We start from the raw sequence: 23,682 nt of genomic DNA on the forward strand, positions 1-23,682 counted from the left end.
GCCTCATGGGCCGGCCCGGGCGCCCCGGGGGCGGACCGCGTCGCAAAAAGGGGAGGGGGAGTGAGCTACGGCACACCTGCCGTATGGTTTAGGCGATCCCGGTGCTCGTGGTGATCAACCGGTTCGCAGGGCAGTGCGCACGGAATGGACAGGAGGCGGCCCTTGACCGTCGACGACTCTACGTCCAGCGCGTCCGCCGGTGCCGGCGGCTCCGCGTCCGGCCCGGTCACCCCGATCGGCCGTGACCAGCACACCCCGCACCACGAGGTCGACCACACGGCCCAGCCGACGGCGGACCCCCTCGCCATCCGGCTGGAGCAGCTGATCCTCGGGGCCGAGCGCCGGTACACGCCGTTCCAGGCCGCCCGGAGCGCCGGCGTGTCCATGGAGCTCGCCTCCCGTTTCTGGCGTGCCATGGGCTTCGCCGACATCGGTCAGGCCAAGGCGCTGACCGAGGCCGACGTACTGGCCCTGCGCCGGCTCGCCGGTCTGGTGGAGGCCGGGCTGCTCTCCGAGCCGATGGCGGTGCAGGTGGCCCGGTCCACCGGGCAGACCACGGCACGGCTGGCGGAGTGGCAGATCGACTCCTTCCTGGAAGGGCTGACGGAGCCGCCGGAGCCGGGGATGACCCGTACGGAGGTCACGTACCCCCTGGTGGAGCTGCTCCTGCCCGAGCTGGAGGAATTCCTCGTCTACGTGTGGCGGCGGCAGCTGGCGGCCGCCACCGGGCGCGTGGTGCAGGTCGCGGACGACGACGAGATGGTCGACCGGCGGCTCGCCGTGGGCTTCGCCGACCTGGTGGGCTTCACCCGCCTCACGCGGCGGCTGGAGGAGGAGGAGCTCGGCGAACTGGTCGAGTCCTTCGAGACGACCGCGGCGGACCTGGTGGCCGCGCACGGCGGCCGGCTGATCAAGACGCTCGGCGACGAGGTGCTGTACTGCGCCGACGACGCGGCGACGGCGGCGGAGATCGCACTGCGGCTGATCGAGACGATGGAGCTCGACGCGCAGATGCCCGAGCTGCGGGTCGGGATCGCCTTCGGCACGGTGACGACCCGGATGGGCGACGTCTTCGGGACCACGGTGAACCTGGCCAGCCGGCTGACCTCCATAGCGCCCAAGGACGCGGTGCTGGTGGACGGGGCGATGGCCGAGGAGCTCTCCCGGACCGGGGCCGCGCCGGTGTCGGAGAAGGAGGCGGAGGCCTCGCCCGACGAGGGGGCGGCCTACCGGTTCGCCCTCCAGCCGATGTGGCAGCGGCCGGTGCGCGGGCTCGGTGTGGTGGAGCCCTGGTCGCTGACCCGCCGCAAGCCCAAGAACCCCGCCTGACGCGCCTGCGGGCCCGGGCTCACTGCCGACCGGCCCGGCCCCCTTGCCGGCGGGCCGGGGCGCGGCCGTGCCCCGGACCCCCGCGGCCTTGACCCGGTGGCCGCCCCGCGGACTAGAGTGCGCCGATAACGCTCGTTAACCGGGAGGGTCGCAGGCATGTCTGAGCAGCGCTTCGGAGAGTTCGTCGCGGTACGTCGGGAGGGCGACGGGCACGTCGCGGAGCTGGCGATGGACCGCCCCAAGGCGATGAACGCGGTGTCGACGGAGATGGCCCGGTCGATCGGCGCGGCCTGCGCCGCGCTCGCGGCGGACCCGTCGGTGCGGGTGGTCGTGCTCACCTCCACCGCAGAGCGGGCCTTCTGCGTCGGGGCCGACCTCAAGGAGCGGAACTCGCTGTCGGACGCCGAGCTGGTGCGGCAGCGGCCGACCACGCGGGGGGCGTACGGGGGCGTGCTGGAGCTTCCGGTGCCGACCATCGCGTCGGTGCACGGGTTCGCGCTGGGCGGCGGCTTCGAGCTGGCCCTGGCCTGCGACGTGATCGTGGCCGACGAGACCGCGGTGGTCGGGCTGCCCGAGGTGTCGGTGGGCGTGATCCCGGGCGGCGGGGGCACGCAGCTGCTGCCGCGCCGGGTGGGTGCGGCGCGGGCGGCCGAGCTGATCTTCACGGCGCGCCGGGTGGAGGCGGGCGAGGCGCTGTCCCTGGGGCTGGTGGACTCGGTGGTCGCGGCGGGACAGGACAGGGCCGAGGCCCTGGCCCTGGCGTCCCGGATGGCGGCGAACTCCCCGGTGGGTCTGCGGGCGGCCAAGCGGGCGCTGCGGCTGGGGCACGGGATGGACCTGGCGGCGGGCCTGGAGATCGAGGACGCGGCCTGGCGGACGGTGGCCTTCTCCGGTGACCGGGCGGAGGGCGTGGCCGCCTTCAACGAGAAGCGCAAGCCGAACTGGCCGGGGGAGTAGCCCGCCCGTCCGGCAGGGTCGGGGGGTGTCTCCGGGGGTGTCTCCCCAGCGGCGTCACGCGTACCAAATCGGACAAAACTCCCTAACCTGGGGTGATGGGAGTCGACGGGCGGCTGCGAGCCGTGGTGAGCCTCGCGCAGGCGATGGCCGCGGCCTGCGCGCCGCGGGACAGTGTGCGGGCGGCGGCGCGGGGCGCGCGCACGGCGCTGGACGGCTCGTTCGCCGCGATCTCCGCGTGGGAGCGGGAGCGGGGGCGCCTGCGCGTGCTCGTGAACGAGGGCGAGCGGCGGGCCGGGGAGGAGGAGTTCCCCGAGGACGAGTCCTACCCCGTGCACGACTTCCCGGAGGTCACCGAGTTCCTCCACGAGCGGTGGGTGGGCGGCGGCGGCCCGCACGCCTGGGTCGAGAGCGCCGTCGGCGACCGCCCGGGGCGGCGCGGAGAGGCGCTGCGCCACCGCGGCCGCGGGACCTGCGTGGTCGCGCCCGTCGTGCTCAGCGGGCGGGCCTGGGGCGAGCTGTACGTCGCCCGGGACGAGGGGCTGCCCGACTTCGACGAGGACGACGCCGAGTTCGCCACCGTGCTGGCCGCCGTGATCGCGGCCGGCCTCGCGCAGAACGAGCGGCTGGAGGAGGCCCGGCGCCTCGCCTTCACCGACCCGCTGACCGGGCTCGCGAACCGTCGGGCGGTCGACATGCGGCTCGACGGGGCCCTGGAGGAGCACCGGCGCACCGGGGCGGTCGTCAGCCTCGTCGTCTGCGACCTGAACGGACTGAAGAAGGTCAACGACACCCTGGGCCACGCCATGGGCGACCGGCTGCTGGAGCGGTTCGGGTCGGTCCTCAGCCTGTGCGGGGCCATGCTGCCCGGGGCGCTGGTCGCGCGCCTGGGCGGTGACGAGTTCTGCCTGGTCGGGGTCGGCCCGAGCGCCGACGAGGTGGTCCGGGTCGCCGAGGAGGTGTGCACCCGGGCGGCCGAGCTGGAGCTGGGCGAGGGCGTGGCCTGCGGGGTGGCCTCCACCGGCGACCCGATCGGGCCGGTGAAGTCCTCCCGGCGACTGTTCCGGCTGGCCGACGCCGCCCAGTACAAGGCGAAGGCGGCGCGCTCGGCCGGGCCGGTGGTGGCGGGGCGGGACACCGCGGTGGTCCGGCTCGCGGACGCCGCCGCCCAGGAGGCCCCGGGGGAGCGGCGCCGCTTCCGCGGGCGTCAGTGACCGCCCGTGGCCGTCCCCGGCCAGGGGTGCGGCTGCCGGCCGGCGGCACTGGGCCGTAAGGGTTACTCGTCGGTCGCGATCGTGACAATCTCCCCTAGTGACATGAAGCGATTCAATCCGTAGGGTGCTGAATATGGATATGCACACTGTTGTGGTCGGGACCTCCGGGACCACTGCCGAGGACGTCATCGCCGTCGCCCGCGGCAACGCACGGGTCGAGCTGTCCGGCGAGGCGCTCGACGCACTCGCCCGCGCCCGCGAGATCGTCGACGCCCTCGCCGCCAAGCCCGAGCCCGTCTACGGGGTGTCCACCGGGTTCGGCGCCCTCGCCTCCCGGCACATCAGCCCCGAGCTGCGTGCCCAGCTCCAGCGCAACATCGTCCGCTCGCACGCCGCCGGCATGGGTCCGCGCGTCGAGCGCGAGGTGGTCCGCGCGCTGATGTTCCTCCGGCTGAAGACCGTCGCCTCCGGGCACACCGGCGTACGGCCCTCCGTCGCCCAGACCATGGCCGACGTGCTCAACGCCGGGATCACCCCCGTCGTCCACGAGTACGGCTCCCTGGGCTGCTCCGGCGACCTCGCCCCGCTGTCCCACTGCGCGCTCGCGCTCATGGGCGAGGGCGACGCCGAGGGCCCGGACGGAACCGTCCGCCCCGCCGGCGAACTGCTCGCCGAAGCCGGGATCGCCCCCGTCGAGCTCCGCGAGAAGGAGGGCCTCGCCCTCCTCAACGGCACCGACGGCATGCTCGGCATGCTCGTCATGGCCCTCGCCGACCTCGGCAAGCTGTACACCTCCGCCGACATCACCGCGGCCCTCACCCTGGAAGCGCTGCTCGGCACCGAGAAGGTCCTGCAGCCCGAACTGCACGCCATCCGCCCGCACCCCGGCCAGAGCGCCTCCGCCGCCAACATGGCCGCCGTGCTGAAGGGCTCCGGGCTCACCGGGCACTTCCAGGAGGAGTCCGCCCCGCGCGTGCAGGACGCGTACTCGGTGCGCTGCGCCCCGCAGGTCGCCGGCGCGGGCCGCGACACCATGGCGCACGCCGCCCTGGTGGCCTCCCGCGAGCTGGCCGCCGCCGTCGACAACCCGGTGGTCCTGCCCGACGGGCGCGTGGAGTCCAACGGCAACTTCCACGGGGCCCCGGTCGCGTACGTCCTGGACTTCCTGGCCATCGCGGCCGCCGACCTCGGCTCCATCGCCGAGCGGCGCACCGACCGGCTGCTCGACAAGAACCGCTCGCACGGCCTGCCGCCGTTCCTCGCGGACGACGCCGGCGTGGACTCCGGTCTGATGATCGCCCAGTACACGCAGGCCGCCCTGGTCAGCGAGATGAAGCGGCTCGCGGTGCCGGCCTCGGCCGACTCGATCCCCTCCTCCGCCATGCAGGAGGACCACGTCTCGATGGGCTGGTCGGCCGCGCGCAAGCTGCGTACCGCCGTCGACAACCTGACGCGGATCATCGCCATCGAGCTGTACGCGGCCACCCGCGCCATCGAGCTGCGCCACGGGCTCACCGCGGCGCCGGCCAGCCGGGCCGCCATCGAGGCCGCCCGGGCGGCGGGTGTGCAGGGTCCCGGGCCGGATCGTTTCCTCGCCCCCGACCTGGCCGCCGCCGAGGAGTTCGTCCGTACGGGCGGGCTGCTCGCCGCGGTGGAGCCGGTGACGGGTCCGCTCGCCTGACCGCGGGCTCTGGTGTGCGGCGAAGGGCCGCTCCGGGATCTCTCCCGGGGCGGCCCTTCCCGTTCACGGGGTGCGTGAGGGGGAGTGGGAGCGGCGCACGGAGAAGGCCACGAATCCGGCCCCGACGCCGAGGAAGAGCGTGCCGCCCAGCAGGTAGGGGGCGGTGTCGACGGAGCCGGTGTCGGCCAGTACGACGGACGGCGGCTGCGCGCCCGCCGCTTCGGCCGTTCCCGTGACGGTTCCGGTTCCGGTGCCGGACCCGGCTCCGGCGCCGGTCTCCGCGGTGTTCGCGCCGGCGGGCGCGCCGGAAAGGCTCTCCGCGGCCCCTGGTGAGGTGGCGCCCGCCGAGGGCACGAACCACAGGGCGGCGAGGAGGGTGGTCGCTCCGAGAGCGGTGAGCAGCGGTCGGCGTGCGGACACGGTGCGATCCCCCTTGTGGCAGCAGCGAATTGGCCGTGTGCGGTGATGCTACGGAAAGGGGCGGGTCGTGGGAAAGTCAGGGCTTCCGCGGGCTTACCCTCCGTCGTATGAACCCTTCTGAGACATCACGTTACGTTCGACTTCGGGTGGATTTGGTACTCGAGGTGCCGGATGCCCAGGCACTCACCGGAGCCGCGCTCGCACACATCAAGGCCGACGAGTTCATGCCGGACGAGGAGCGCGGCCACGCCGAGTCCGCCGTCCGCGAGGACGAATCGGAGGCCCTGGCCTACCTGGTGGACCCCACTGACCTGGTCGCGGAGATTCCCGGCGTGGAGCTGGCGCAGGCCTCGTGGAGCAGCGAGCCCGTCGAATACGACCCCGAGTCGATGGAGTGGGACCTCGACGAGGAAGATGGGGACTTCGACGAAGAACCCGACAACGCCTGACCGTGTGGTTGCCCACATCCCAACGGAATGTGGAACCGGCCGGCGCCGTTAACGCGTTGTCAGGACGAGGCGGGGGGCGCGTCCCCCTGCCCGGCCAACCCCGGGACGGCAGCCCCGGGGTATCCGGCAACGATGGAGTGGCGTGTGAGGACGGACAGCAAGCGACGGAGAAGGTCCCTGGTGGCCATATCCGTCGTGCTCGGCGGCGTACTGGTGCTCTCGGCGTGCAACGACGGGGGCGACGACAAGCCGAAGGGCAACGGCGAGGCCAGCAAGTCTCAGGCGGAGGTCGACGCGGCAGCGGCCAAGGACGCGTCGAAGGCGAAGATAACCATCACGCCGAAGGACGGCGCCACCAACGTCGGCCTCAACGACGCCGCCAACGTCGCCGTCAGTGACGGCACGCTCACCCTGGTCGAGCTGAAGACCAGCGAGGGCGCGGCCGTGGCCGGCAAGATCGCTGCCGACGGCAAGAGCTGGAAGCCCGACGCCGCCCTGAAGCGCTCCACGAAGTACGCCCTGGCGGCGACGGCGAAGGACGCGGACGGCCGCGAGGCCCACGAGAACGCCTCCTTCACCACCGTCTCCCCCGAGAACAGCTTCGTGGCCTCCTTCGTCCCGGAGGAAGGCCAGACGGTCGGCGTGGGCATGCCGGTCTCGATCACCTTCAACAAGCCGATCAAGGACAAGAAGGCCGTCCAGGCGGGGATCTCGGTCTCCTCCAGCAGCGGTCAGGAAGTCGTCGGCCACTGGTTCAGCCCGCAGCGCCTCGACTTCCGCCCCGAGCAGTACTGGCAGGCGAACTCCACCGTCACGCTGAAGCTGGCACTGGAGGGCGTCCAGGGCGCTCAGGGCGTCCAGGGCGTCCAGAGCAAGACCGTCACCTTCAAGATCGGCCGCAGCCAGGTCTCCACGGTCGACACGAAGACCAAGAAGATGACGGTCACCCGGGACGGCGCGGTCCTCAAGACCATCCCGATCTCGGCGGGCTCCCCGGAGAACCCCACGTACAACGGCCAGATGGTGATCTCCGAGAAGTTCAAGGAGACCCGGATGGACGGCTCGACCGTCGGCTTCAAGAACGAAGAGGGCAAGGGCGAGTACGACATCAAGGACGTCCCGCACGCCATGCGGCTGTCCACGTCCGGCACCTTCATCCACGGCAACTACTGGGGCTCGGACTCGGTCTTCGGCAGCGTCAACACCAGCCACGGCTGTGTCGGCCTGAACGACGCCAAGGGCGCGAACGACCCGAACCAGCCCGCCGCGTGGTTCTTCGACAACACGCTCATCGGCGACGTGGTCACCGTGGTCAACTCCCCGGACAAGACCATCAAGCCGGACAACGGTCTCAACGGCTGGAACATGGGCTGGGCGGAGTGGAAGGCGGGCTCGGCCGCCTGACGCCGCGTGTGAACCGACCGCAGTCGACGGACGGCGGGGACCTTCCGGGGTCCCCGCCGTCCGTCTTTTGCCATGTCCCGGGCGGGGCCGGGTGACGCGGCCGAAAACCGCTCAGTGCGGCGTACGGGCCCCGTCTAGGGTCGGGGCATGATGATCCACTCCCTCGACCTGCCGCCGTCCGACGCCGAGGTCGACGCCTGGCCGCCGCCGTGGCCGCCGACCAGCCGCAGCTGCCCGCGCCGTCCCACCGGGAGGTCGCGGGGCGGCTGTGCGTGCCGCCCGCACGCGGCCGGCCCGTGCTCTGGGCGGCGGGCGAGGGCGCCGGCGTGGCGGCCCTGCTCCTGTTCACGGACGAGGGCAACACGCACACGGCGTTCCTGGACGTGCTGACCGTACGGCCGCAGGAGCGGCGGCGGGGCGTGGGCACCGCCCTGTGGGAGCGGGTCCGCGAGGAACTGCTCGCGCAGGGCCGGACCTCGGTCGCGGCCCTGGTGGACCTGGGAGGCCCGGGGCAGGCGTTCGCGGAGTCGCTGGGGTTCGAGAACGTCCTGCCGATGGCCTGGTACGAACAGGAACTCCCGGCCGACGGGCCCGCGCCCGTCCCCGCCACGCCCGGCTACGAGCTGCACACCTGGCAGGGCCTGGTCCCCGACGCCTGGGCCCCGGCCGCCGCCGCGGCCCACGGGGCGATGGAGGACGCGCCCGGCGGGGACATGGACGAGCGGATCCAGGTCTGGACGGCGCAGCGGCTGCACGCCCTGCAGCAGCTGATCATCGACCGGGGCGGCGAGCTGACCACGGTCGCGGCGGTGACCGGGGCGGGCGAGGTGGCCGCCTACACGGAACTCGTCCTGCCGGATCCGTCCGGCGCGCGCGCCCTCCAGCACGACACGGTGGTCACCCCCGGCCACCGCGGCCACGGCCTCGGCCGCGCCGTGAAACTGCGCATGGCGGCCGAGGCCGCCGCACGCCACCCGGCGCTGCGCCGCATCGCCACGACGGTGGCCGACCCCAACACCCACATGCGCGCGGTGAACGAGGCCATCGGCTACCGCCGCGAGCGCGACGCTGGCATCTTCCAGCTCAAGCTGTAGCCGCACCCGGGACGCCGTCCCGCCGCCGGCCGTCCCGCCGCCGGCCGTCCCGCCGCCGGCCGTCCCGCCGACGGCCGCGCGGGTGGCGGCACGGTCGACTGGGCGTCCCAAGCGGCCAGCAGGCGCAGGGCGTCCGCCGAAGCGGAGCCCGCGAGCGGGTCCTGGCCGGCGACGTCCGCTACCGCTTCGTGATCGACGCCTCGACGCCTCGACGCCTCGACGCCTCGACGCCTCGACGCCTCGACGATCTGACGGCGACCGCGAGGCCGGTTGGACGGGCACGGAATCGCCTGGAACCCTCGCGCGTTGGAGAAGTCGGCAGGGGTGCCGGTGGTGTGTGAGAACCGAGCGGCCCGAGTGAGCGAGCTGACACATATGGGAGGGCTGTAATGGCGGCGCAGACGCAGAGGGCCGTACTGGCGGGCGGATGCTTCTGGGGGATGCAGGACCTGATCCGCCGGCTCCCGGGCGTGACGGCGACCCGGGTCGGATACACCGGCGGTGACGTGCCGAACGCGACGTACCGCAACCACGGCACGCACGCGGAGGCCATTGAGATCCTTTTCGACCCCGAGAGGACCGACTTCCGCGCGATCCTGGAGTTCTTCTTCCAGATCCACGACCCGAGCACGGAGAACCGCCAGGGCAACGACATCGGCGTCAGCTACCGCTCGGCGATCTACTACGTGGACGACGAGCAGAAGCGGACCGCCGAGGACACGATCGCGGACGTGGACGCCTCCGGACTGTGGCCGGGCAAGGTCGTCACCGAGGTCGAGCCGGTCGGCCCGTTCTGGGAGGCCGAGCCCGAGCACCAGGACTACCTGGAGCGTTACCCGGACGGCTACACCTGCCACTTCCCGCGCCGGGGATGGCGGCTGCCCGCCCGCGCGGAGGGCTGACCGCACGATGCGGCCCGGCGGCTGGCGCCGGGCCGCAGGCCCGGTGGACGGCGTGCCCTCGGGCCGTCCGCGGCGGCGCGGCGCGCCGGACCGAGAGCAGCGCCTCTCAGCCGTCGGCCGAGGCGGCTCCCGTCGGGCGGGATGCTCCCCAGTGGGGCTCTTCCCGGTCCCGGAGGGGCGCCAGCCCGCCCCGAAGCCCCGCCGACCAGTCTGAAGGGCAACCCGCCGGGAACCGACCGGCCAGGCGGGCGTCCGCCGACCAGCCTGGAGGGCAACCCGCCGGGAACCGACCGGCCAGGCGGGCGTCCGCCGACCAGCCTGGAGGGCAACCCGCCGGGAACCGACCGGCCCGGAGGGCTACGCGCCGACCTGCCGACCCGCCGGGAGGGCTACCGCGGGAGGGTCGCCGGCGACCCCCCGTTCGCCTCGTACCCCGCCACCGCCAGCGCCCGGTACACCGCGTACTCCGCAGCCGGGTCCGCCGTGGCCGACCACGGCAGCGCGCCCACGTATCCGTCCACGTGCCGCACCTGCTCCATGGCCTCCGCCCAGCGCTCCATGTTGACCAGGAACATCAGCAGCAGGTGCCGTACGTGCGCCAGCATCGGGTCGTCCTGGCGCGCGGTCTGCACCGCGTACAGCGCGCCCTCCACCGCCCGCGTCACGACCGCGCTCTGGTAGAAGCTGCCGGTCAGGACGATCTCGGGGGTGTTCTCGTACACCGCGAACAGCGGCAGCGCCGCCAGCAGCGAGCCCTGCGGCGCACGCGCCGCGGCCGCGTGCGTGAACGCGTCCGCCTTCTCCCGCGAGCCGTGCCACTTCGCGCACCAGTAGTGCAGCGCCGCCAGGTGCGCCCCCATGTGCTCCGGCGCCCGGTCGATGACCTCCGCCCACAGGGTGTCGAACTCCGCCTCCGAGTAGGCCAGACCCCGCGCGATCGCCAGCTCCGTGATGTACGGGACCGGATCCGCCGGCGCCAGCAGCGCCGCCCTGCGGCACGCCTCCCGGGCCTCCTCCAGGATGATCCGGTGATCGGTGGACCCGACCCCGCCCGAGTGCCGCCACGCCTGCTGCACCAGCAGCTCCGCGTGCACCTGCGCGCCGCCCGCGTCCTGTTCCGCGTCCAGCCGCCACGCCTTCAGCCACGGCGCGCCCACACCCGGCTGCGCCACCAGCTCCAGCGCCGCCGCCCCGCCGAAGGCCTGCACGCGCTGCCAGCGCCGCTCGCCCTCCCGCGGAGTCCCGGCGAGCAGCTGCGAGGCCGCCTGCCACTGGCCGGTGCGCTGCACGTTGTCGAGGGCGTCCATCAGATCCTGGTCGGGCCCGGGCACCCGGATGTCGAGCTCCTCCTGCAGGTCGAATCCGTAGCTCGCCGGGTCGGCGGCGTCAGGACTGCCCGGCGCGACCAGACGGATGCCGCCGCGCCTGCGCCGGACGTACGGACCCACGATGAACACGATCATGAGCATCGCGAACAGCAACCACAGAATCTCCATGCCTCCAGCGAACCAGACCGAGGGGGCCGCAGGCCAATAGGGGACCCGATCCCGGGCGGGGCATAGCATCTGACCATGAGCGACGACAGCCACGAGCACCAGAGCTTCGAGACCCGCGCGATCCACGCGGGCAACACGGCGGACCCGCAGACCGGCGCGGTCGTACCCCCGATCTACCAGGTCTCCACCTACAAGCAGGACGGCGTCGGAGGACTGCGCGGCGGCTACGAGTACAGCCGCAGCGCCAACCCGACCCGCACCGCACTTGAGGAGAACCTCGCGGCGCTGGAGGGCGGCCGCCGCGGGCTCGCCTTCGCGTCCGGACTGGCCGCGGAGGACTGCCTGCTGCGTACGCTGCTCTCCCCGGGCGACCACGTGGTCATCCCCAACGACGCGTACGGCGGCACCTTCCGCCTCTTCGCGAAGGTCGTCTCCCGCTGGGGCGTGGAGTGGTCGGTGGCCGACACCTCCGACGCGGACTCCGTACGGGCGGCCCTCACCCCGAAGACGAAGGTCATCTGGGTCGAGACCCCCTCCAACCCGCTGCTCGGCATCACGGACATCGCCGTGGTCGCCGACATCGCGCGGACGGCCGGCGCCAAGCTGGTCGTGGACAACACCTTCGCCTCCCCCTACCTGCAGCAGCCCCTCGCGCTGGGCGCCGACGTGGTCGTGCACTCGCTGACCAAGTACATGGGCGGGCACTCCGACGTGGTCGGCGGCGCGCTGGTCACCGCGGACGCGGCGCTCGGCGAGGAACTGGCCTACCACCAGAACGCGATGGGCGCGGTGGCCGGTCCCTTCGACTCCTGGGTCGTGCTGCGGGGCATCAAGACCCTCGCCGTACGCATGGACCGGCACGCGGAGAACGCGGGCAGGATCGTCGAGGTGCTCAAGCGGCACCCGAAGGTCACCAAGGTCCTCTACCCGGGCCTGCCCGAGCACCCGGGTCACGAGGTCGCCGCCAAGCAGATGCGGAACTTCGGCGGCATGATCTCCTTCCAGGTCGCCGGTGGCGAGGAAGAGGCCGTCGCGGTCTGCGGCCGCACCAAGATCTTCACCCTGGCCGAGTCCCTGGGCGGCGTCGAGTCCCTCATCGAGCACCCGGGGCGCATGACGCACGCCTCGGTGGCCGGCTCGGCGCTGGAGGTCCCGGCGGACCTGATCCGCGTCTCGGTCGGCATCGAGAACGCCGACGACCTCATCGCGGACCTCACCCAGGCCCTGGGCTAGCCGCCCCGCCCCCGCCGGGCCCCGGCCCGGACCCGGCGGGGGCGTGTGCCGGTGCGCCGCTGTGCCGGGGGCCGTGCCCCCGGGGTCTGGGGCGGAGCCCCGGGAAACCCGGCTCCGCCGGGGCACCGGGCTCCGCCCGACAGGGCCGGGTCAGCGCCAGGGCTGGGTTCGGCCGGCGAAGCCGGGTCCGGCCCGGCAGGGCTGGGGCGGCGGTTGGGCTACCAGCCTTCCAAGGGCGGGGAGATGCCGCTCGGCGGCGTGGCCCAGGGGCGGGTCAGGGAGGCCCAGACCGTGAAGGCCACCGCGGCAGCGAAGAGCACCGCCCACCCCAACCGGCGCAGCGCCCGCCGACGCCGCAGCAACCGGCCGCCCCGGGCCGCCGCACCCGCCGCGAGGCCCGCCGGCACCGTCGGGTACGGCCCCTCCAGCAGCTGCCTGACCTGGGCTTCCTTCCGGTCCGGGAGCCCGCTCACGCCGCCTCCCGGGACCTCAGCGCGGCCACGGCCCGGTTGCACAGCACCCGTACCCGCTCGGCCGTCAGCCCGAGCTGTGCCGCCGTGACCTCCTCCGCGACGCCCTCGTAGAGCCGCAGCACGAGTACGAGCCGCTCCGGGGGGCTCAGCCGCGCCAGTACGCCGGTGCCGCCGTGATGGCGCCAGCCGGTCCGGGCGAAGGCCGCGCACAGCTCCTGGCGGGTGAAGTCGTACGGGTCGTCCCCGCGCAGCCGCAGCCAGTTCGCGTACGTACGGGCCAACGCGCCCGCCAGCAGCCGTCGTGCCGCTTCCGGCTCACCGGTCAGCAGCACCGCGACATACAGGAGCCGCCCCGCCGCGCCCGCGACGAAAGCCTCGAACTCCGCGTAGGAGCCAGCCTGTTGATCGACCACCCGCATAGTCCACATAGTGCGGGCAGCGGGACCGTCCCGGTCAAGAGGACGGACGGACTCCGCTCAGGAGGCCGGTCCTGCTTCGGCCACGGCCGCCATCAGTTCCGACAGCGAAAGGTTGAACCGCGTCAGCAGTCCGGTGAAGGATTCCCGCTCGTCCTCGCTCCAGCCCTCCGTCACCCGGGCCATCAGCTCGCGCCGCGAGGAGCGGACATCCTCCAGCCGCGCCAGCCCCCGCGGGGACAGTGCGAGCACCACGGCCCGCCCGTCCTCGGGGTGCGAGGTCCGCTTGACCAGACCGCTGTCGACCAGCGGCGCGACCTGACGGGTCACCGTGGAGGAGTCGATTCCCATGCCGCCGGCGAGCGCCTTGACGCCCATCGGGCCCTCCAGGTCGAGCCGGTTCAGCAGCAGGTAGGCGGCGCGGTCCATGGAGTTGCGGGCCTGGCCCACACCGCCCAGGCGGGTCTGCTCGGCGCGGCGGGCGAAGACGGCCACCTGGTGCTGGAGCGCGTCGAGGAGACCGCCTCCGGCGGGCGCGTCGGCCGCCGCGGGCAGGTCGGAATTGGCCGGGGTGGAAGGCATGGCCGTGGGCTCTCTTCGCGTGGGTCCGACAAGGATGGGGGACAGAGTACGCGGCCGTGCGGCGGCTCGTACGCCTCGTACGAGAACTGATACGGCCCGTCCGGGCCGCCGTCGCGCACGTGTCCCGGATGGCGAGATTTCGCCCCTCCCCGAGGTCCTCCCCGAGGCCCGCCCCGAGCCCCTGTCGGAGCCTCTGCCTCCGCTTCGAGCCGCCCCGCCCGCGGGCTGCGAGACTGGCGGCATGAACTACCGCGTGCCCCAGCCCGTCCCGCAGGTCATCCTCGACGATGTCCGGGGGGCTCAGAAGATGCTCTCCGGCGTCTCCCGGGTCACGCCGATGGAAGGCAGCCGGTACCTCTCCTCGCTCACCGGGTCCCCGGTCCACTTCAAGTGCGAGAACCTCCAGCGCACCGGCTCCTTCAAGCTGCGCGGCGCCTACGTCCGCATCGCGGGCCTGCGCCCCGAGCAGCGGGCCGCCGGTGTCGTCGCGGCCAGCGCCGGCAACCACGCGCAGGGCGTGGCGCTGGCCTCCTCCCTCCTCGGAGTCCGCTCCACCGTGTTCATGCCGGTCGGGGCGCCGCTGCCGAAGGTGGCCGCGACCCAGGAATACGGAGCCGAGGTGCGCATGCACGGGCAGGTCGTCGACGAGACCCTCGCGGCCGCCCAGGACTACGCGGACCGCACGGGCGCCGTGTTCATCCACCCCTTCGACCACCGCGACATCATCGCGGGCCAGGGCACGGTGGGCCTGGAGATCCTGGAGCAGTGCCCGGAGGTGCGGACCATCCTCGTCGGGATCGGCGGCGGCGGTCTCGCGGCCGGTGTCGCGGTCGCGGTGAAGGCGCTGCGGCCCGACGTGCGGGTCGTCGGGGTGCAGGCGGCGGGCGCGGCCGCGTACCCGCCCTCGCTCCGGATCGGGCACCCCGTCTCCATCGACGACCCCGACACGATGGCGGACGGAATCAAGGTCGGCCGCCCCGGCGACGTCCCCTTCAAAATCATCGGCGAGCTGCTCGACGACGTGCGTACGGTCTCCGAGGACGCCCTCTCCAGCGCGCTGCTGCTCTGCTTGGAACGGGCGAAGCTGCTGGTCGAACCGGCGGGGTGCAGCACGGTCGCGGCCCTGCTCAGCGAGCCCGAACTGTACGGCGGAGGCCCGGTGGTGGCCGTCCTGTCCGGCGGCAACGTCGACCCGCTGCTGCTCCAGCGGATCCTGCGCCACGGCATGGCGGCGGCGGGCCGGTACCTGTCCCTGCGGCTGCGCGTGGCCGACCGCCCCGGGGCCCTGGCCGGGCTCCTGGGGGTGTTGTCGGTGGTGGATGCGAACGTACTCGATGTGAGCCACGTACGGACCGATCCACGGCTGGGGCTCACGGAGGTGGAGGTGGAGCTGCACCTGGAGACGAAGGGCCCGGAGCACTGCGCGGAGGTCGCACGGAAACTGCACGCCGCGGGATACAAGGTGATGAGCTAGACGGCGGACGCCGTCGGGGTGCCGGCATCACCCGTTCGGCCGGGCGAGACCCATTCGGCGCTCATAGGATTTGCGTAGCGATGCCCTGAAAGCCCCGATTCTACTGGCCCGATTCACACGGGGAGAATCCATATGCCAGGCGCTATCTACGCCGAAGGTCTGGTCAAGACCTTCGGCGATGTACGGGCTCTGGACGGCGTGGACCTCGATGTCCCCGAAGGCACCGTCCTGGGTCTGCTCGGCCCCAACGGTGCGGGCAAGACCACGACCGTGCGCGTCCTGACCACCCTCCTCCAGCCCGACAGCGGCAAGGCCTTCGTCGCCGGCATCGACGTGCTGGGGCACCCCAACGAGGTCCGCCGGGCCATCGGCCTCTCCGGCCAGTTCGCCGCCGTCGACGAGTACCTGACCGGCCGTGAGAACCTCCAGATGGTCGGCCAGCTCTACCAGATGAAGGCCAGGGCCGCGAAGGCCCGGGCCGACGAACTGCTCGAACGCTTCGACCTCGGCGACGCCGCCGACCGCACCGCCAAGACCTACTCCGGCGGCATGCGCAGGCGCCTCGACCTCGCCGCCGCCCTCGTCGTCAGTCCGCCCGTCATGTTCATGGACGAGCCGACCACCGGACTCGACCCCCGCAACCGCCAGCAGCTGTGGGGGATCATCCAGGAACTGGTCGCCGGCGGCACCACCCTGCTCCTCACCACCCAGTACCTGGAGGAGGCCGACCACCTCGCCCACGACATATGCGTGGTCGACCACGGCAAGGTCATCGCCCGCGGCACATCCGACCAGCTCAAGGCCCGTACGGGCGGCGAGCGCGTGGAGGTCGTCGTCCACGAGCGGGACCACATGGCCACCGCACGTGAGGTGCTCGCCGGCTTCGGCAAGGGCGAGACCACGGTCGAGGAGCACACCCGCAAGCTGACCGTGCCGGTGTCGGGCGGCGCCAAGCTGCTCGCCGAGGTCATCCGGGAACTGGACGGCCGCGGCATCGAGATCGACGACATAGGCCTGCGCCGCCCCACCCTCGACGACGTGTTCATCTCCCTCACCGGCCACGCGGCCGAGCAGGCGGCGGACGAGAGCGGCGACGGTGCGGCCGGCCCCGAGGCCAAGGGCCGCAAGGCGGCCCGGAAGGAGGCGGCGAAGTGACCCTCACCTCCCCGACATCGGACATCACGGCACCGCGCCCGCGCGGCGGCGTCGTCCAGAGCGTCAACGACTCCCTCGTGGTCGCCAAGCGGAACCTGATCCGGATGTCCCGGATCCCGGAGATGATCATCTTCGGCGTGATTCAGCCGGTCATGTTCGTCGTCCTCTTCAGCTACGTCTTCGGCGGCTCGATCAGCGTCGGGGGCAGCACCTCGCCCGCCGCCTACCGCGAGTTCCTGATGGCCGGCATCTTCGCCCAGACCGTCACCTTCGCCACCGCGGGCGCCGGCGCGGGCATCGCGGACGACATGCACAAGGGCCTGATCGACCGCTTCCGCTCACTGCCCATGGCCCGCGGCGCGGTCCTCACCGGGCGCACCCTCGCCGACCTCGTCCAGACCACGCTCACCCTCTTCGTCCTGGCGGTCGTGGCCCTGATCGTCGGCTGGCGCACCCACACGAGCTTCGGCGAGGTCCTGGCCGGCTTCGGCCTGCTGCTCCTGCTCGGCTACGCCTTCTCCTGGATCGGCGCCCTGATCGGCCTGTCGGTGCGCACCCCGGAGGCGGCCACCTCGGGCGGGCTGATCTGGCTCTTCCCGCTGACGTTCATCTCGAACGCCTTCGTCCCCTCCGAGAACATGCCGCCCTTCCTGCAGACCATCGCGGAGTGGAACCCCTTCAGCGCCACCGTCCAGGCGTCCCGCGAGCTCTTCGGCAACCTTCCGGAGGGCTATCCGGTCCCGGACGCGTGGCCGATGCAGCACCCGATCACGGCGTCCATCCTCTGGTCGGTGCTGATCATCGTGGTCTTCCGGTCCCTCGCGGTCCGCAAGTACCGCTCGGCGACGGTGTAGGCCCGCCCGTAGGCGGGGTGCCCGTAGGCGGGGTGCCCGTAGGCGGGGTGCCCGTACGGCGGGGTGGCCCGACGGTGGGGTGCCCGTACACGCGACGATGCCCGGCCGGGAGAACCGAACCCGGCCGGGCATCGTGCGTGCATCAGGAAAAACAGAAGACGGAGACCGAGGGTGATCAGCCGGTGAAGGGCTTGACGTCCAGGATCTTGACCGAGGCCTTCTTGCCGTTCGGCAGCTCGTACTCGGCGTCCTCGCCGATCGCCTTGCCCAGCACACCGCTGCCCAGCGGGGACTGCGGGGAGTACGTCTCGAAGTCCGAGGACGCGTACTCGCGGGAGGCCAGGAGGAACTCCATGGTGTCGTCCTCGTCGCCGTCGAAGGCGATCTTGACGAGCGTGCCGGGGGCGACGACGCCGTCGGACGCGGGCGCGGTGCCGACCTTGGCGTTCTCCAGGAGCTGCGTGAGCTGGCGGACCCGGAGCTCCTGCTTGCCCTGCTCCTCCTTGGCCGCGTGGTACCCGCCGTTCTCGCGCAGGTCGCCCTCCTCGCGGGCGGCTGCGATCTTCGTGGCGATCTCCGTGCGGGCGGGACCAGAGAGGTAGTCCAGCTCCGCCTTCAGCTGGTCGTACGCCGCCTGGGTCAGCCAGGTGACGCTTTCGCTCGTCTGGGTCACGGGTGCTCCTCGTCGGTACAGGGGACTACAAAGCCGCCAGCGGCGGACGAAACCACGAGCCTAACAATTCGGGAAGAAAAGGGGGAGGACCCCAGAGGCTCATTGCCCCGTCGGCCGCGTCGTCAAGCCTCAGCGGGCGGAAGCCGCCGGCTGGCAGCCGACCAGCTCGACCATCGTGGCACGGCTCGTCGTCCTGAGGGAGACGACCTCGTCCACCCGGCTGTCGGGCTGGGCGAAGGTGAAGTCCGCGCGGCCCACCTCGCCGTGTCCCTTGTCCTGCGAGCTCAGGGAGCAGACCCCGGTGACCGAGGCATCCTTGCGGACCTCCAGGTGCACCCTGACCTCGGTGTCCGAAATCACCTGGAACTTGATCACCTCGGCGCTCACGCTCTGCCCCGCGACGTAGTCCCAGCCGATCCAGCCGACCACACCCAGCAGCACGGCACCCAGTGCCGACCCGACGATCTTGAGCTTCCGGTCCGCACGCTCGTCCGCCGACCGGCCGTACCGGCCCTCGGGCAGTCCCTCGCGCACCGCGCTCATGATCGTTTCCTCTCTGCGGGGGCATCCCGTCCCGCCCCGGTCCGGTCGCCTGGTCAATGGAGCATGCCATGGCCCTGCGACCCGAGAGGAATCGGATCGACATCGAACGCGCGACGCGACCTTTCGTTCGCTCGTTCGTGTGGGGTGGTCGGGCTTCCCGGGAGACCGGCGGACGGCGCCCCTAGGTGACGGACTTCGATCGGATCGCGGTGGAGGACTTCCGCCCGAAGTTCCCCGCCAAGTCGACGATGGCCCGCAAGGCCGCCGACGCAGGGGTTTCGGCGACCAGGCGTGAGCTGATCAACATGGCGCGCAAGCACGGCCGGGATCTGCGGCTCGTGCATCCTGCGCACACCACCATGGACTGCGGACGGTGCGGAGCGAGAGCCAAGCACGCACTGCCGCTGTCGGAACGTACCTCCACCTGCACCGCATGCGGAGCCGTCTCGCCCAGAGACAAGAATTCCGCATACGTGATCCTGGTCCGGGCCGGTCTCGACCCGGCTGGCGCCGATCGCGTAAGACCCGACCGTCCGCAGGGCGATCGAGCAGCGTGAGTCAGGAATCCCCCCTCGTCGTGGATTGCTGAGAGGAGGAGTCAATATAGAAGCCGACCGTCGCCGAATCGCAGAGGATCCTGTCTTGACCGAGCAGCTTCGACTGATGGCCGTCCACGCCCACCCCGACGACGAGTCGAGCAAGGGCGCGGCCACCATGGCCAAGTACGTGTCCGAGGGGGTTCCGGTGCTGGTCGTCACCTGCACCGGTGGCGAGCGCGGCTCCGTGCTGAATCCCAAGCTCCAGGGCGACAAGTACATCGAGGAGAACATCCACGAGGTGCGCGCCAAGGAGATGGACGAGGCGCGCGAGGTCCTCGGCATCGAGCAGGAATGGCTCGGCTACGTGGACTCCGGGCTTCCGGAGGGTGACCCGCTGCCGCCGCTGCCCGAGGGCTGCTTCGCGCTCGCGGACGTCCACGAGGCCGCCGGGGAACTGGTGAAGAAGATCCGCGCCTTCAAGCCGCAGGTCGTCACCACGTACGACGAGAACGGTGGCTACCCCCACCCCGACCACATCATGACCCACAAGATCACGATGGTGGCCTTCGACGGCGCGGCCGACACCGAGAAGTACCCGGAGGGCGAGTTCGGCCCCGCGTACCAGCCGCAGAAGCTCTACTACAACCAGGGCTTCAACAAGCCGCGCACCATCGCCCTGCACGAGGCACTGCTCGCTCGCGGCATGGAGTCCCCCTACGGGGAGTGGCTGGAGCGGTGGAAGGAGTTCGAGCGCAAGGAGCGGACCCTGACCACCCACGTGCCCTGCTCGGACTTCTTCGAGATCCGTGACAAGGCGCTCATCGCGCACGCCACGCAGATCGACCCGGACGGCGGCTGGTTCCGCGTGCCCATGGACGTCCAGAAGGAGGTCTGGCCCACCGAGGAGTACGAGCTCGCGAAGTCGCTCGTCGACACTTCCCTCCCCGAGTCCGACCTCTTCGCGGGCATCCGGGAGAATGCGTAGCTATGAGCGCTACGCAGGCAGCACTGACCCAGCTCCTCCCGCTGGCGGGTGACACCTTCGACAAGAACAAGGTGACGCCCGGCATCCTGGGGTTCATCGTGTTCGCGGCCCTCGCCCTGGGGGTGTGGGCCCTGATGAAGTCCATGAACCGGCACATGGGCCGGGTGAACTTCCAGGAGGCCCCCGAGCCCGCGGCCCCGGCCGCAGGCCGGGACGGGGACACCTCCCGGGCTTAGCCCGTCCGGCGGGGACACCTCCCGGGCTTAGCCCGTCCGGCGGGGACGCCTCCCGGGCTCAGCCCGTCTCCTGCGGATCCTGCCGTTCGGGACGGCCCGGCCCAAGGCCCTCCCGCTCGTCGTGAGCCGCCGCCCCGTGGAAGAACGCGTGGGCGGGGCCCGCCGTGCGCGAGCCCCCGCCCGGCCGCCACGGGCGGCCGGGCCCCGTTGCCCGCTCACCCCGCCGGCGGGACGCCCATGATCTCCCGCGAGTGCAGGTTCGGGACCAGGCCGAGCCGCCACGCCTGCCAGCCCTCCGCCGGGTCCACGCCCCGGCCCAGGACCACCCCGTACGTCTCCAGGCAGTCCTCCAGCCGGCCGTCCCGCGCCGGATGCGCCGACTGCGCCAGCCGGGCCAGCTCCGCCCGCGCCTCCTCCGGGGCCCCCGTCACCGCGTACGGCAGCATCGTGCACCGCAGGAAGCGGGCCCAGTCCTCCCCGCGCCGGTCCCCGTACGAGATGAACAGCCGGACCGCCTCCTCGCACAGGCCGAGCGCCTGCGACAGCCGCCCGTTGCCCGCGTCGATCACCGCCAGCTCCAGACAGGTCCACGCCTCGCCGTGGGCCAGCCCGATCCGCCGGAAGTCAGCCCGCGCGTCGACCAGCAGCTGGCGGGCGAAGCCGGAGTTGCGCAGGTTGCCCGTCTGCGCCGCACGCTGGTCGCGCGTCACCCGGCCCGAGTGGTGGCGCGCGTGGGCCAGCCCGTACACGTCCCGCATCCGCGAGAACATGGTCCGGGCCCGCTCCAGCTCCCGTACCGCCCGGTCGCGCTCGCCGCTCTCCTCCAGGGCCTGCCCGAGGTAGTACTGCGTCCACGCCTCGCCGCGCGCGTCCTCCGCCTCCCGGTGCCGGGCCAGCGCCTCCCGCAGCCGCTCCACCGCCGGCCCCGGATCCCCGTCCACCACCCGGGCCCGGCCCAGCTGGGTCAGCGCCCAGGCCTGGCCGCGGTCGTCGCGGGTGCGCCCGTACAGGTCGAGGGCGAGGCGCAGCTCCTCCTCCGCCCGCGCCACGTCGCCGAACCGCAGGTGCACCTGGCCCAGCTGGAAGTGCGCCCACGCCTCGCCGTGCACGCTCTCGCTCTCCCGGTGCAGGGCCAGCGAGGACTCCAGCAGCCGCGTCGCCTCCGCCAGGTGCGCCAGGTCCCGCTCCACCGCCGCCAGCGCGTGCAGCCCCCACGCCCGGTCGCCCGCCAGCTCCGGCGGCTCCTGGAGCACGAGCGCCTCGCGGATGCGGGCCGCCGCCTCCGGCAGGTTGCCCTGGTGGTGCAGGGTGATGCCGAGGGAGACCAGGGCCATCGCCGCCCCCGCCTCCTGGTGGGCCTCCATGTACTGGTCCACCACCGAGGTCAGCGTGGTGCGCGCCTTGTCCAGCTCGCCCAGCTGGCGCGCCGCGATACCGGTACGCCACTGCACCGACCGCACCAGCCGCCCCTGCTGCCCCTTCTGCCCGTCCAGCCCTTCCCGGCCCGCCTCCACCGACTGGGTGAGCTCGTCGATCTCACCGAGCCGGTACAGGTCCCCGCGCAGCAGGCAGAAGTCGCACAGCGCACCGAGCAGGTCGAGCACCGCCTGCTGGTCCACCCCGTCCGAGTGCCGCAGCGCCGCCGTGATGAAGCTCGACTCGTCGTCCAGCCAGCGCAGCGCCGCGTCCAACGAGACGAAGCCGTGCCCGCCGAACTGGTTCGCCCGCGTCGACATCTTCCCGTCGACCATCCGGATCACCGAGTCCGCGAGCTGCGCGTAGTTGCGGATCAGCCGTTCGTGCGCCGCCGCGGCCCCGGCCCGGTCCTCGTCCGCGGCCAGCCGCCGCGCCGCGTACGCGCGCACCGCGTCGTGCATCCGGAACCGCTGGCCGCGCACCCGCTCGATCAGCCCGGCCTCCCACAGCTCCTCCAGCGTGCGCAGCGCCGCCTGCTCCGGTACGTCGGCCAGCGCGGCCGCCGCCGCACCGCCGAGGGAGGCCCGCCCGGCCAGGGGCAGGCGCCGCAGCAACTGCCGTGCCGGCTCGGCGAGGCGGGCGTCCGCGGCGCGCAGGGCGGCCTCCACCGGGTGCGCGGCGCCGCCCGCTGCGGGGACCGCGCCGTCGCGGACCAGCGGGGCCAGCATCCGCAGGGCGAGGGGAAGCCCGCCGCTCAGCTCCACCACTTCGGCAGCGGCGCGGGCCCCTGCCTCGGCCCCGACCAGCTCCGCCCCGACCAGCTCCGCCCCGACCAGCTCCGCCGCCTCGTCCGCGGCCAGCCGCTCCACCGGCAGCTGGTACACCCACGCCGCCAGGTCCGCGGGCAGCTCCAGCGGCTCCCGCGCCGTCACCAGCACCAGGCTCTCGGAGCGCTCCGGAACCAGCACCCGCACCTGCGCCGCGTCCACCGCGTCGTCCAGCAGCACCGTCACCGGCAGCCCCTGGAGGTGCTGGTGGTACAGCTCGCCCAGGCGCCGCACCTGCTGCTCCGCCGAGGCGCCCTCGCGGAACAGCAGCTGCTCGCGGGGCGCCCCCAGCCGGTTCATCAGGTGCAGCAGGGCCTCCCGCGTCGACAGCGGGGCCTCTGCGGGCTCCCCGCCGGTGGACCCGCCCCGCAGGTCCACCACGCACGCGCCCCGGAACTGGTCCCGCAGTGCGTGCGCCGCCCGCAGCGCCAGGGTCGTGCGGCCCACCCCCGGCTCGCCGTGGAGCACCACGACCACCGGGCGGGTCTCCGTACTGGCCCGCGCCGCCTGTACCCACTGGGCGATCCGGGTCAGCTCGGCGCGCCGGCCCGCGAACGGGCCCGCCGGTTCCGGGAGCTGCCCGAAGGACTGCTCCAGCGCACTGCGCCGACGGGCCTCCGCGCTGCGGTCCGTGCCGCGCAGCAGCGGAGTGGCCAGGGCCGCGGGCCGGGCCACCGGCCGCGCCGCGCGCGCCGCCGTGGCCACCGCGCGCTGCTGCTCCAGGAAGGGACGGATCCCGCGTACCTCCAGCGCCGAAAGCCACTGGAGCTTCAGCTGCTCCGGCCCGCCGGGGCGGCCCAGTTCACCGGCCCGCCGGTTCGCGGCCGGCAGGTGCACGGCCGTCACCTTCGCCACCGTCGCGACCGCGCCGGCGATGCCCACGACGGCGCCGACGGTCAGGGCCGTGCCGGCCGCGACGCCGAACGACAGGTCCGCCCCGATGGCGGCGGCCGCCGCGACCGCCGTCACGAGCGCCGCCGTCGAGGTGTTGCCGCGGCGGAAGGCCTCGCCGAGCGACTCGTCTCCGGCCGCCGCCTCGTCCAGGGCCCGTACGTAGGCCTCGTACTCGGGCGCCGCACTCGCGGCGAGCGCGTCCAGGGCCTCCTTGCCCCGCGCCAGCAGCGCGGCTCTGTCCACCGCCGCGCCCGCCGCACCCTGGGCACCCGCCGCCCGGCGGGCCGCCTCGTCCACGGCCCGTCCCAGCAGCTGCTCGGCCTCACCTCGATGGCTGTCCCGCATCGGCATCCCCCTCAGAGAGCTCCGGTCGGTCGATTCCCAAGTGTCGTGCGTGAGGGACGCGAACGCGAGAGAATCTGAGCGAGATCAGAGCTAA

The 23,682-nt window shown here is 72.9% G+C and carries 22 protein-coding genes and 1 pseudogene; 15 read left to right on the plus strand and 8 right to left on the minus strand.

Annotated features, from left to right (window positions below; genetic code table 11):
- The first annotated feature begins 162 nt into the window (after window positions 1-162).
- The 4 genes from OG332_RS27565 to hutH all read left to right on the plus strand — a co-directional run bounded on the left by OG332_RS27565 (window position 163) and on the right by hutH (window position 5,178).
- Window positions 163-1,329, plus strand: coding sequence for an adenylate/guanylate cyclase domain-containing protein (locus OG332_RS27565; protein ID WP_442816212.1), 1,167 nt, complete (start codon window positions 163-165; stop codon window positions 1,327-1,329).
- 156 nt (window positions 1,330-1,485) lie between these two features.
- Window positions 1,486-2,286 carry an enoyl-CoA hydratase/isomerase family protein gene (locus OG332_RS27570; RefSeq protein ID WP_327415972.1) on the plus strand — a complete coding sequence of 267 codons (801 nt, stop codon included), beginning with the start codon at window positions 1,486-1,488 and terminating at the stop codon, window positions 2,284-2,286.
- Between the two features lie 95 nt (window positions 2,287-2,381).
- A complete protein-coding gene (locus tag OG332_RS27575; RefSeq protein ID WP_327415973.1) occupies window positions 2,382-3,497 on the plus strand; it encodes a GGDEF domain-containing protein in 1,116 nt (371 codons plus the stop codon).
- A gap of 139 nt (window positions 3,498-3,636) precedes the next feature.
- Complete coding sequence (hutH, locus tag OG332_RS27580) at window positions 3,637-5,178, plus strand: histidine ammonia-lyase (RefSeq protein ID WP_327419389.1); 1,542 nt, start codon at window positions 3,637-3,639, stop codon at window positions 5,176-5,178.
- 63 nt (window positions 5,179-5,241) lie between these two features.
- Here hutH and OG332_RS27585 read toward each other — a convergent pair whose 3' ends face one another.
- Window positions 5,242-5,598 carry a hypothetical protein gene (locus OG332_RS27585; protein WP_327415974.1) on the minus strand — a complete coding sequence of 119 codons (357 nt, stop codon included), beginning with the start codon at window positions 5,596-5,598 and terminating at the stop codon, window positions 5,242-5,244.
- 146 nt (window positions 5,599-5,744) lie between these two features.
- Here OG332_RS27585 and OG332_RS27590 point away from each other — a divergent pair, with 146 nt between their 5' ends.
- The 4 genes from OG332_RS27590 (at window position 5,745) to msrA (ending at window position 9,447) form a co-directional block, all read left to right on the plus strand.
- A complete protein-coding gene (locus tag OG332_RS27590) occupies window positions 5,745-6,047 on the plus strand; it encodes a hypothetical protein (protein ID WP_327415975.1) in 303 nt (100 codons plus the stop codon).
- Window positions 6,048-6,179: 132 nt separating this feature from the next.
- Entirely contained in the window at window positions 6,180-7,451 is a 1,272-nt protein-coding gene (locus tag OG332_RS27595) for a L,D-transpeptidase (RefSeq protein WP_327415976.1), read from the plus strand.
- A gap of 209 nt (window positions 7,452-7,660) precedes the next feature.
- Window positions 7,661-8,545: a GNAT family N-acetyltransferase gene (locus OG332_RS27600; protein WP_327415977.1), complete on the plus strand. Its 885-nt coding sequence runs from the start codon at window positions 7,661-7,663 to the stop codon at window positions 8,543-8,545.
- Window positions 8,546-8,934: 389 nt separating this feature from the next.
- Window positions 8,935-9,447 carry a peptide-methionine (S)-S-oxide reductase MsrA gene (gene msrA / locus OG332_RS27605; RefSeq protein ID WP_327415978.1) on the plus strand — a complete coding sequence of 171 codons (513 nt, stop codon included), beginning with the start codon at window positions 8,935-8,937 and terminating at the stop codon, window positions 9,445-9,447.
- 389 nt (window positions 9,448-9,836) lie between these two features.
- Here msrA and OG332_RS27610 read toward each other — a convergent pair whose 3' ends face one another.
- Complete coding sequence (locus OG332_RS27610; RefSeq protein WP_327415979.1) at window positions 9,837-10,943, minus strand: hypothetical protein; 1,107 nt, start codon at window positions 10,941-10,943, stop codon at window positions 9,837-9,839.
- Window positions 10,944-11,018: 75 nt separating this feature from the next.
- Between OG332_RS27610 and OG332_RS27615 the strand changes: the two genes are divergently transcribed.
- Window positions 11,019-12,176: a cystathionine gamma-synthase gene (locus OG332_RS27615; RefSeq protein WP_327415980.1), complete on the plus strand. Its 1,158-nt coding sequence runs from the start codon at window positions 11,019-11,021 to the stop codon at window positions 12,174-12,176.
- A gap of 218 nt (window positions 12,177-12,394) precedes the next feature.
- Here OG332_RS27615 and OG332_RS27620 read toward each other — a convergent pair whose 3' ends face one another.
- The 3 genes from OG332_RS27620 to OG332_RS27630 are packed head-to-tail and all read right to left on the minus strand — an operon-like array spanning window position 12,395 to window position 13,647.
- A complete protein-coding gene (locus OG332_RS27620; RefSeq protein ID WP_327415981.1) occupies window positions 12,395-12,649 on the minus strand; it encodes a hypothetical protein in 255 nt (84 codons plus the stop codon).
- Window positions 12,646-13,068, minus strand: coding sequence for a sigma factor-like helix-turn-helix DNA-binding protein (locus tag OG332_RS27625; protein ID WP_327415982.1), 423 nt, complete (start codon window positions 13,066-13,068; stop codon window positions 12,646-12,648). Before OG332_RS27625 ends, OG332_RS27620 begins: the two co-directional genes overlap by 4 nt.
- A gap of 57 nt (window positions 13,069-13,125) precedes the next feature.
- Window positions 13,126-13,647, minus strand: a complete 522-nt coding sequence (locus OG332_RS27630) for a MarR family winged helix-turn-helix transcriptional regulator (RefSeq protein ID WP_327415983.1) — start codon at window positions 13,645-13,647, stop codon at window positions 13,126-13,128.
- A gap of 241 nt (window positions 13,648-13,888) precedes the next feature.
- Here OG332_RS27630 and ilvA point away from each other — a divergent pair, with 241 nt between their 5' ends.
- The 3 genes from ilvA to OG332_RS27645 all read left to right on the plus strand — a co-directional run bounded on the left by ilvA (window position 13,889) and on the right by OG332_RS27645 (window position 17,130).
- Window positions 13,889-15,121 (plus strand): threonine ammonia-lyase, encoded by a 1,233-nt coding sequence (gene ilvA, locus OG332_RS27635; protein ID WP_327415984.1) that lies wholly within the window; start codon window positions 13,889-13,891, stop codon window positions 15,119-15,121.
- 132 nt (window positions 15,122-15,253) lie between these two features.
- Window positions 15,254-16,276: an ATP-binding cassette domain-containing protein gene (locus OG332_RS27640; RefSeq protein ID WP_327415985.1), complete on the plus strand. Its 1,023-nt coding sequence runs from the start codon at window positions 15,254-15,256 to the stop codon at window positions 16,274-16,276.
- On the plus strand, window positions 16,273-17,130 hold the full coding sequence (locus OG332_RS27645) for an ABC transporter permease (protein ID WP_327415986.1): 858 nt from the start codon (window positions 16,273-16,275) through the stop codon (window positions 17,128-17,130). The genes OG332_RS27640 and OG332_RS27645 overlap by 4 nt, the downstream gene beginning before the upstream one ends.
- Before the next feature lie 175 nt (window positions 17,131-17,305).
- Here OG332_RS27645 and greA read toward each other — a convergent pair whose 3' ends face one another.
- A complete protein-coding gene (gene greA / locus OG332_RS27650; protein ID WP_030009952.1) occupies window positions 17,306-17,803 on the minus strand; it encodes a transcription elongation factor GreA in 498 nt (165 codons plus the stop codon).
- A gap of 129 nt (window positions 17,804-17,932) precedes the next feature.
- The gene (locus OG332_RS27655; protein WP_327415987.1) at window positions 17,933-18,346 is read right to left on the minus strand and encodes a DUF4307 domain-containing protein; all 414 of its coding nucleotides are present in this window, start codon (window positions 18,344-18,346) and stop codon (window positions 17,933-17,935) included.
- A 185-nt stretch (window positions 18,347-18,531) separates the two neighbouring features.
- Here OG332_RS27655 and OG332_RS27660 point away from each other — a divergent pair.
- From OG332_RS27660 to OG332_RS27670, 3 genes and pseudogenes are all read left to right on the plus strand, one after another.
- Window positions 18,532-18,885: pseudogene (locus OG332_RS27660) on the plus strand (zinc ribbon domain-containing protein); the annotation flags it as partial.
- 103 nt (window positions 18,886-18,988) lie between these two features.
- Window positions 18,989-19,870: a mycothiol conjugate amidase Mca gene (mca, locus tag OG332_RS27665; protein ID WP_327415988.1), complete on the plus strand. Its 882-nt coding sequence runs from the start codon at window positions 18,989-18,991 to the stop codon at window positions 19,868-19,870.
- Window positions 19,871-19,872: 2 nt separating this feature from the next.
- Window positions 19,873-20,106 (plus strand): hypothetical protein, encoded by a 234-nt coding sequence (locus tag OG332_RS27670; protein ID WP_327415989.1) that lies wholly within the window; start codon window positions 19,873-19,875, stop codon window positions 20,104-20,106.
- A gap of 215 nt (window positions 20,107-20,321) precedes the next feature.
- Here OG332_RS27670 and OG332_RS27675 read toward each other — a convergent pair whose 3' ends face one another.
- Window positions 20,322-23,588 (minus strand): tetratricopeptide repeat protein, encoded by a 3,267-nt coding sequence (locus tag OG332_RS27675; RefSeq protein ID WP_327415990.1) that lies wholly within the window; start codon window positions 23,586-23,588, stop codon window positions 20,322-20,324.
- Window positions 23,589-23,682 lie beyond the last annotated feature (94 nt).

The sequence above is a fragment of the Streptomyces sp. NBC_01233 genome (assembly GCF_035989305.1).
GTDB lineage: Bacteria > Actinomycetota > Actinomycetes > Streptomycetales > Streptomycetaceae > Streptomyces.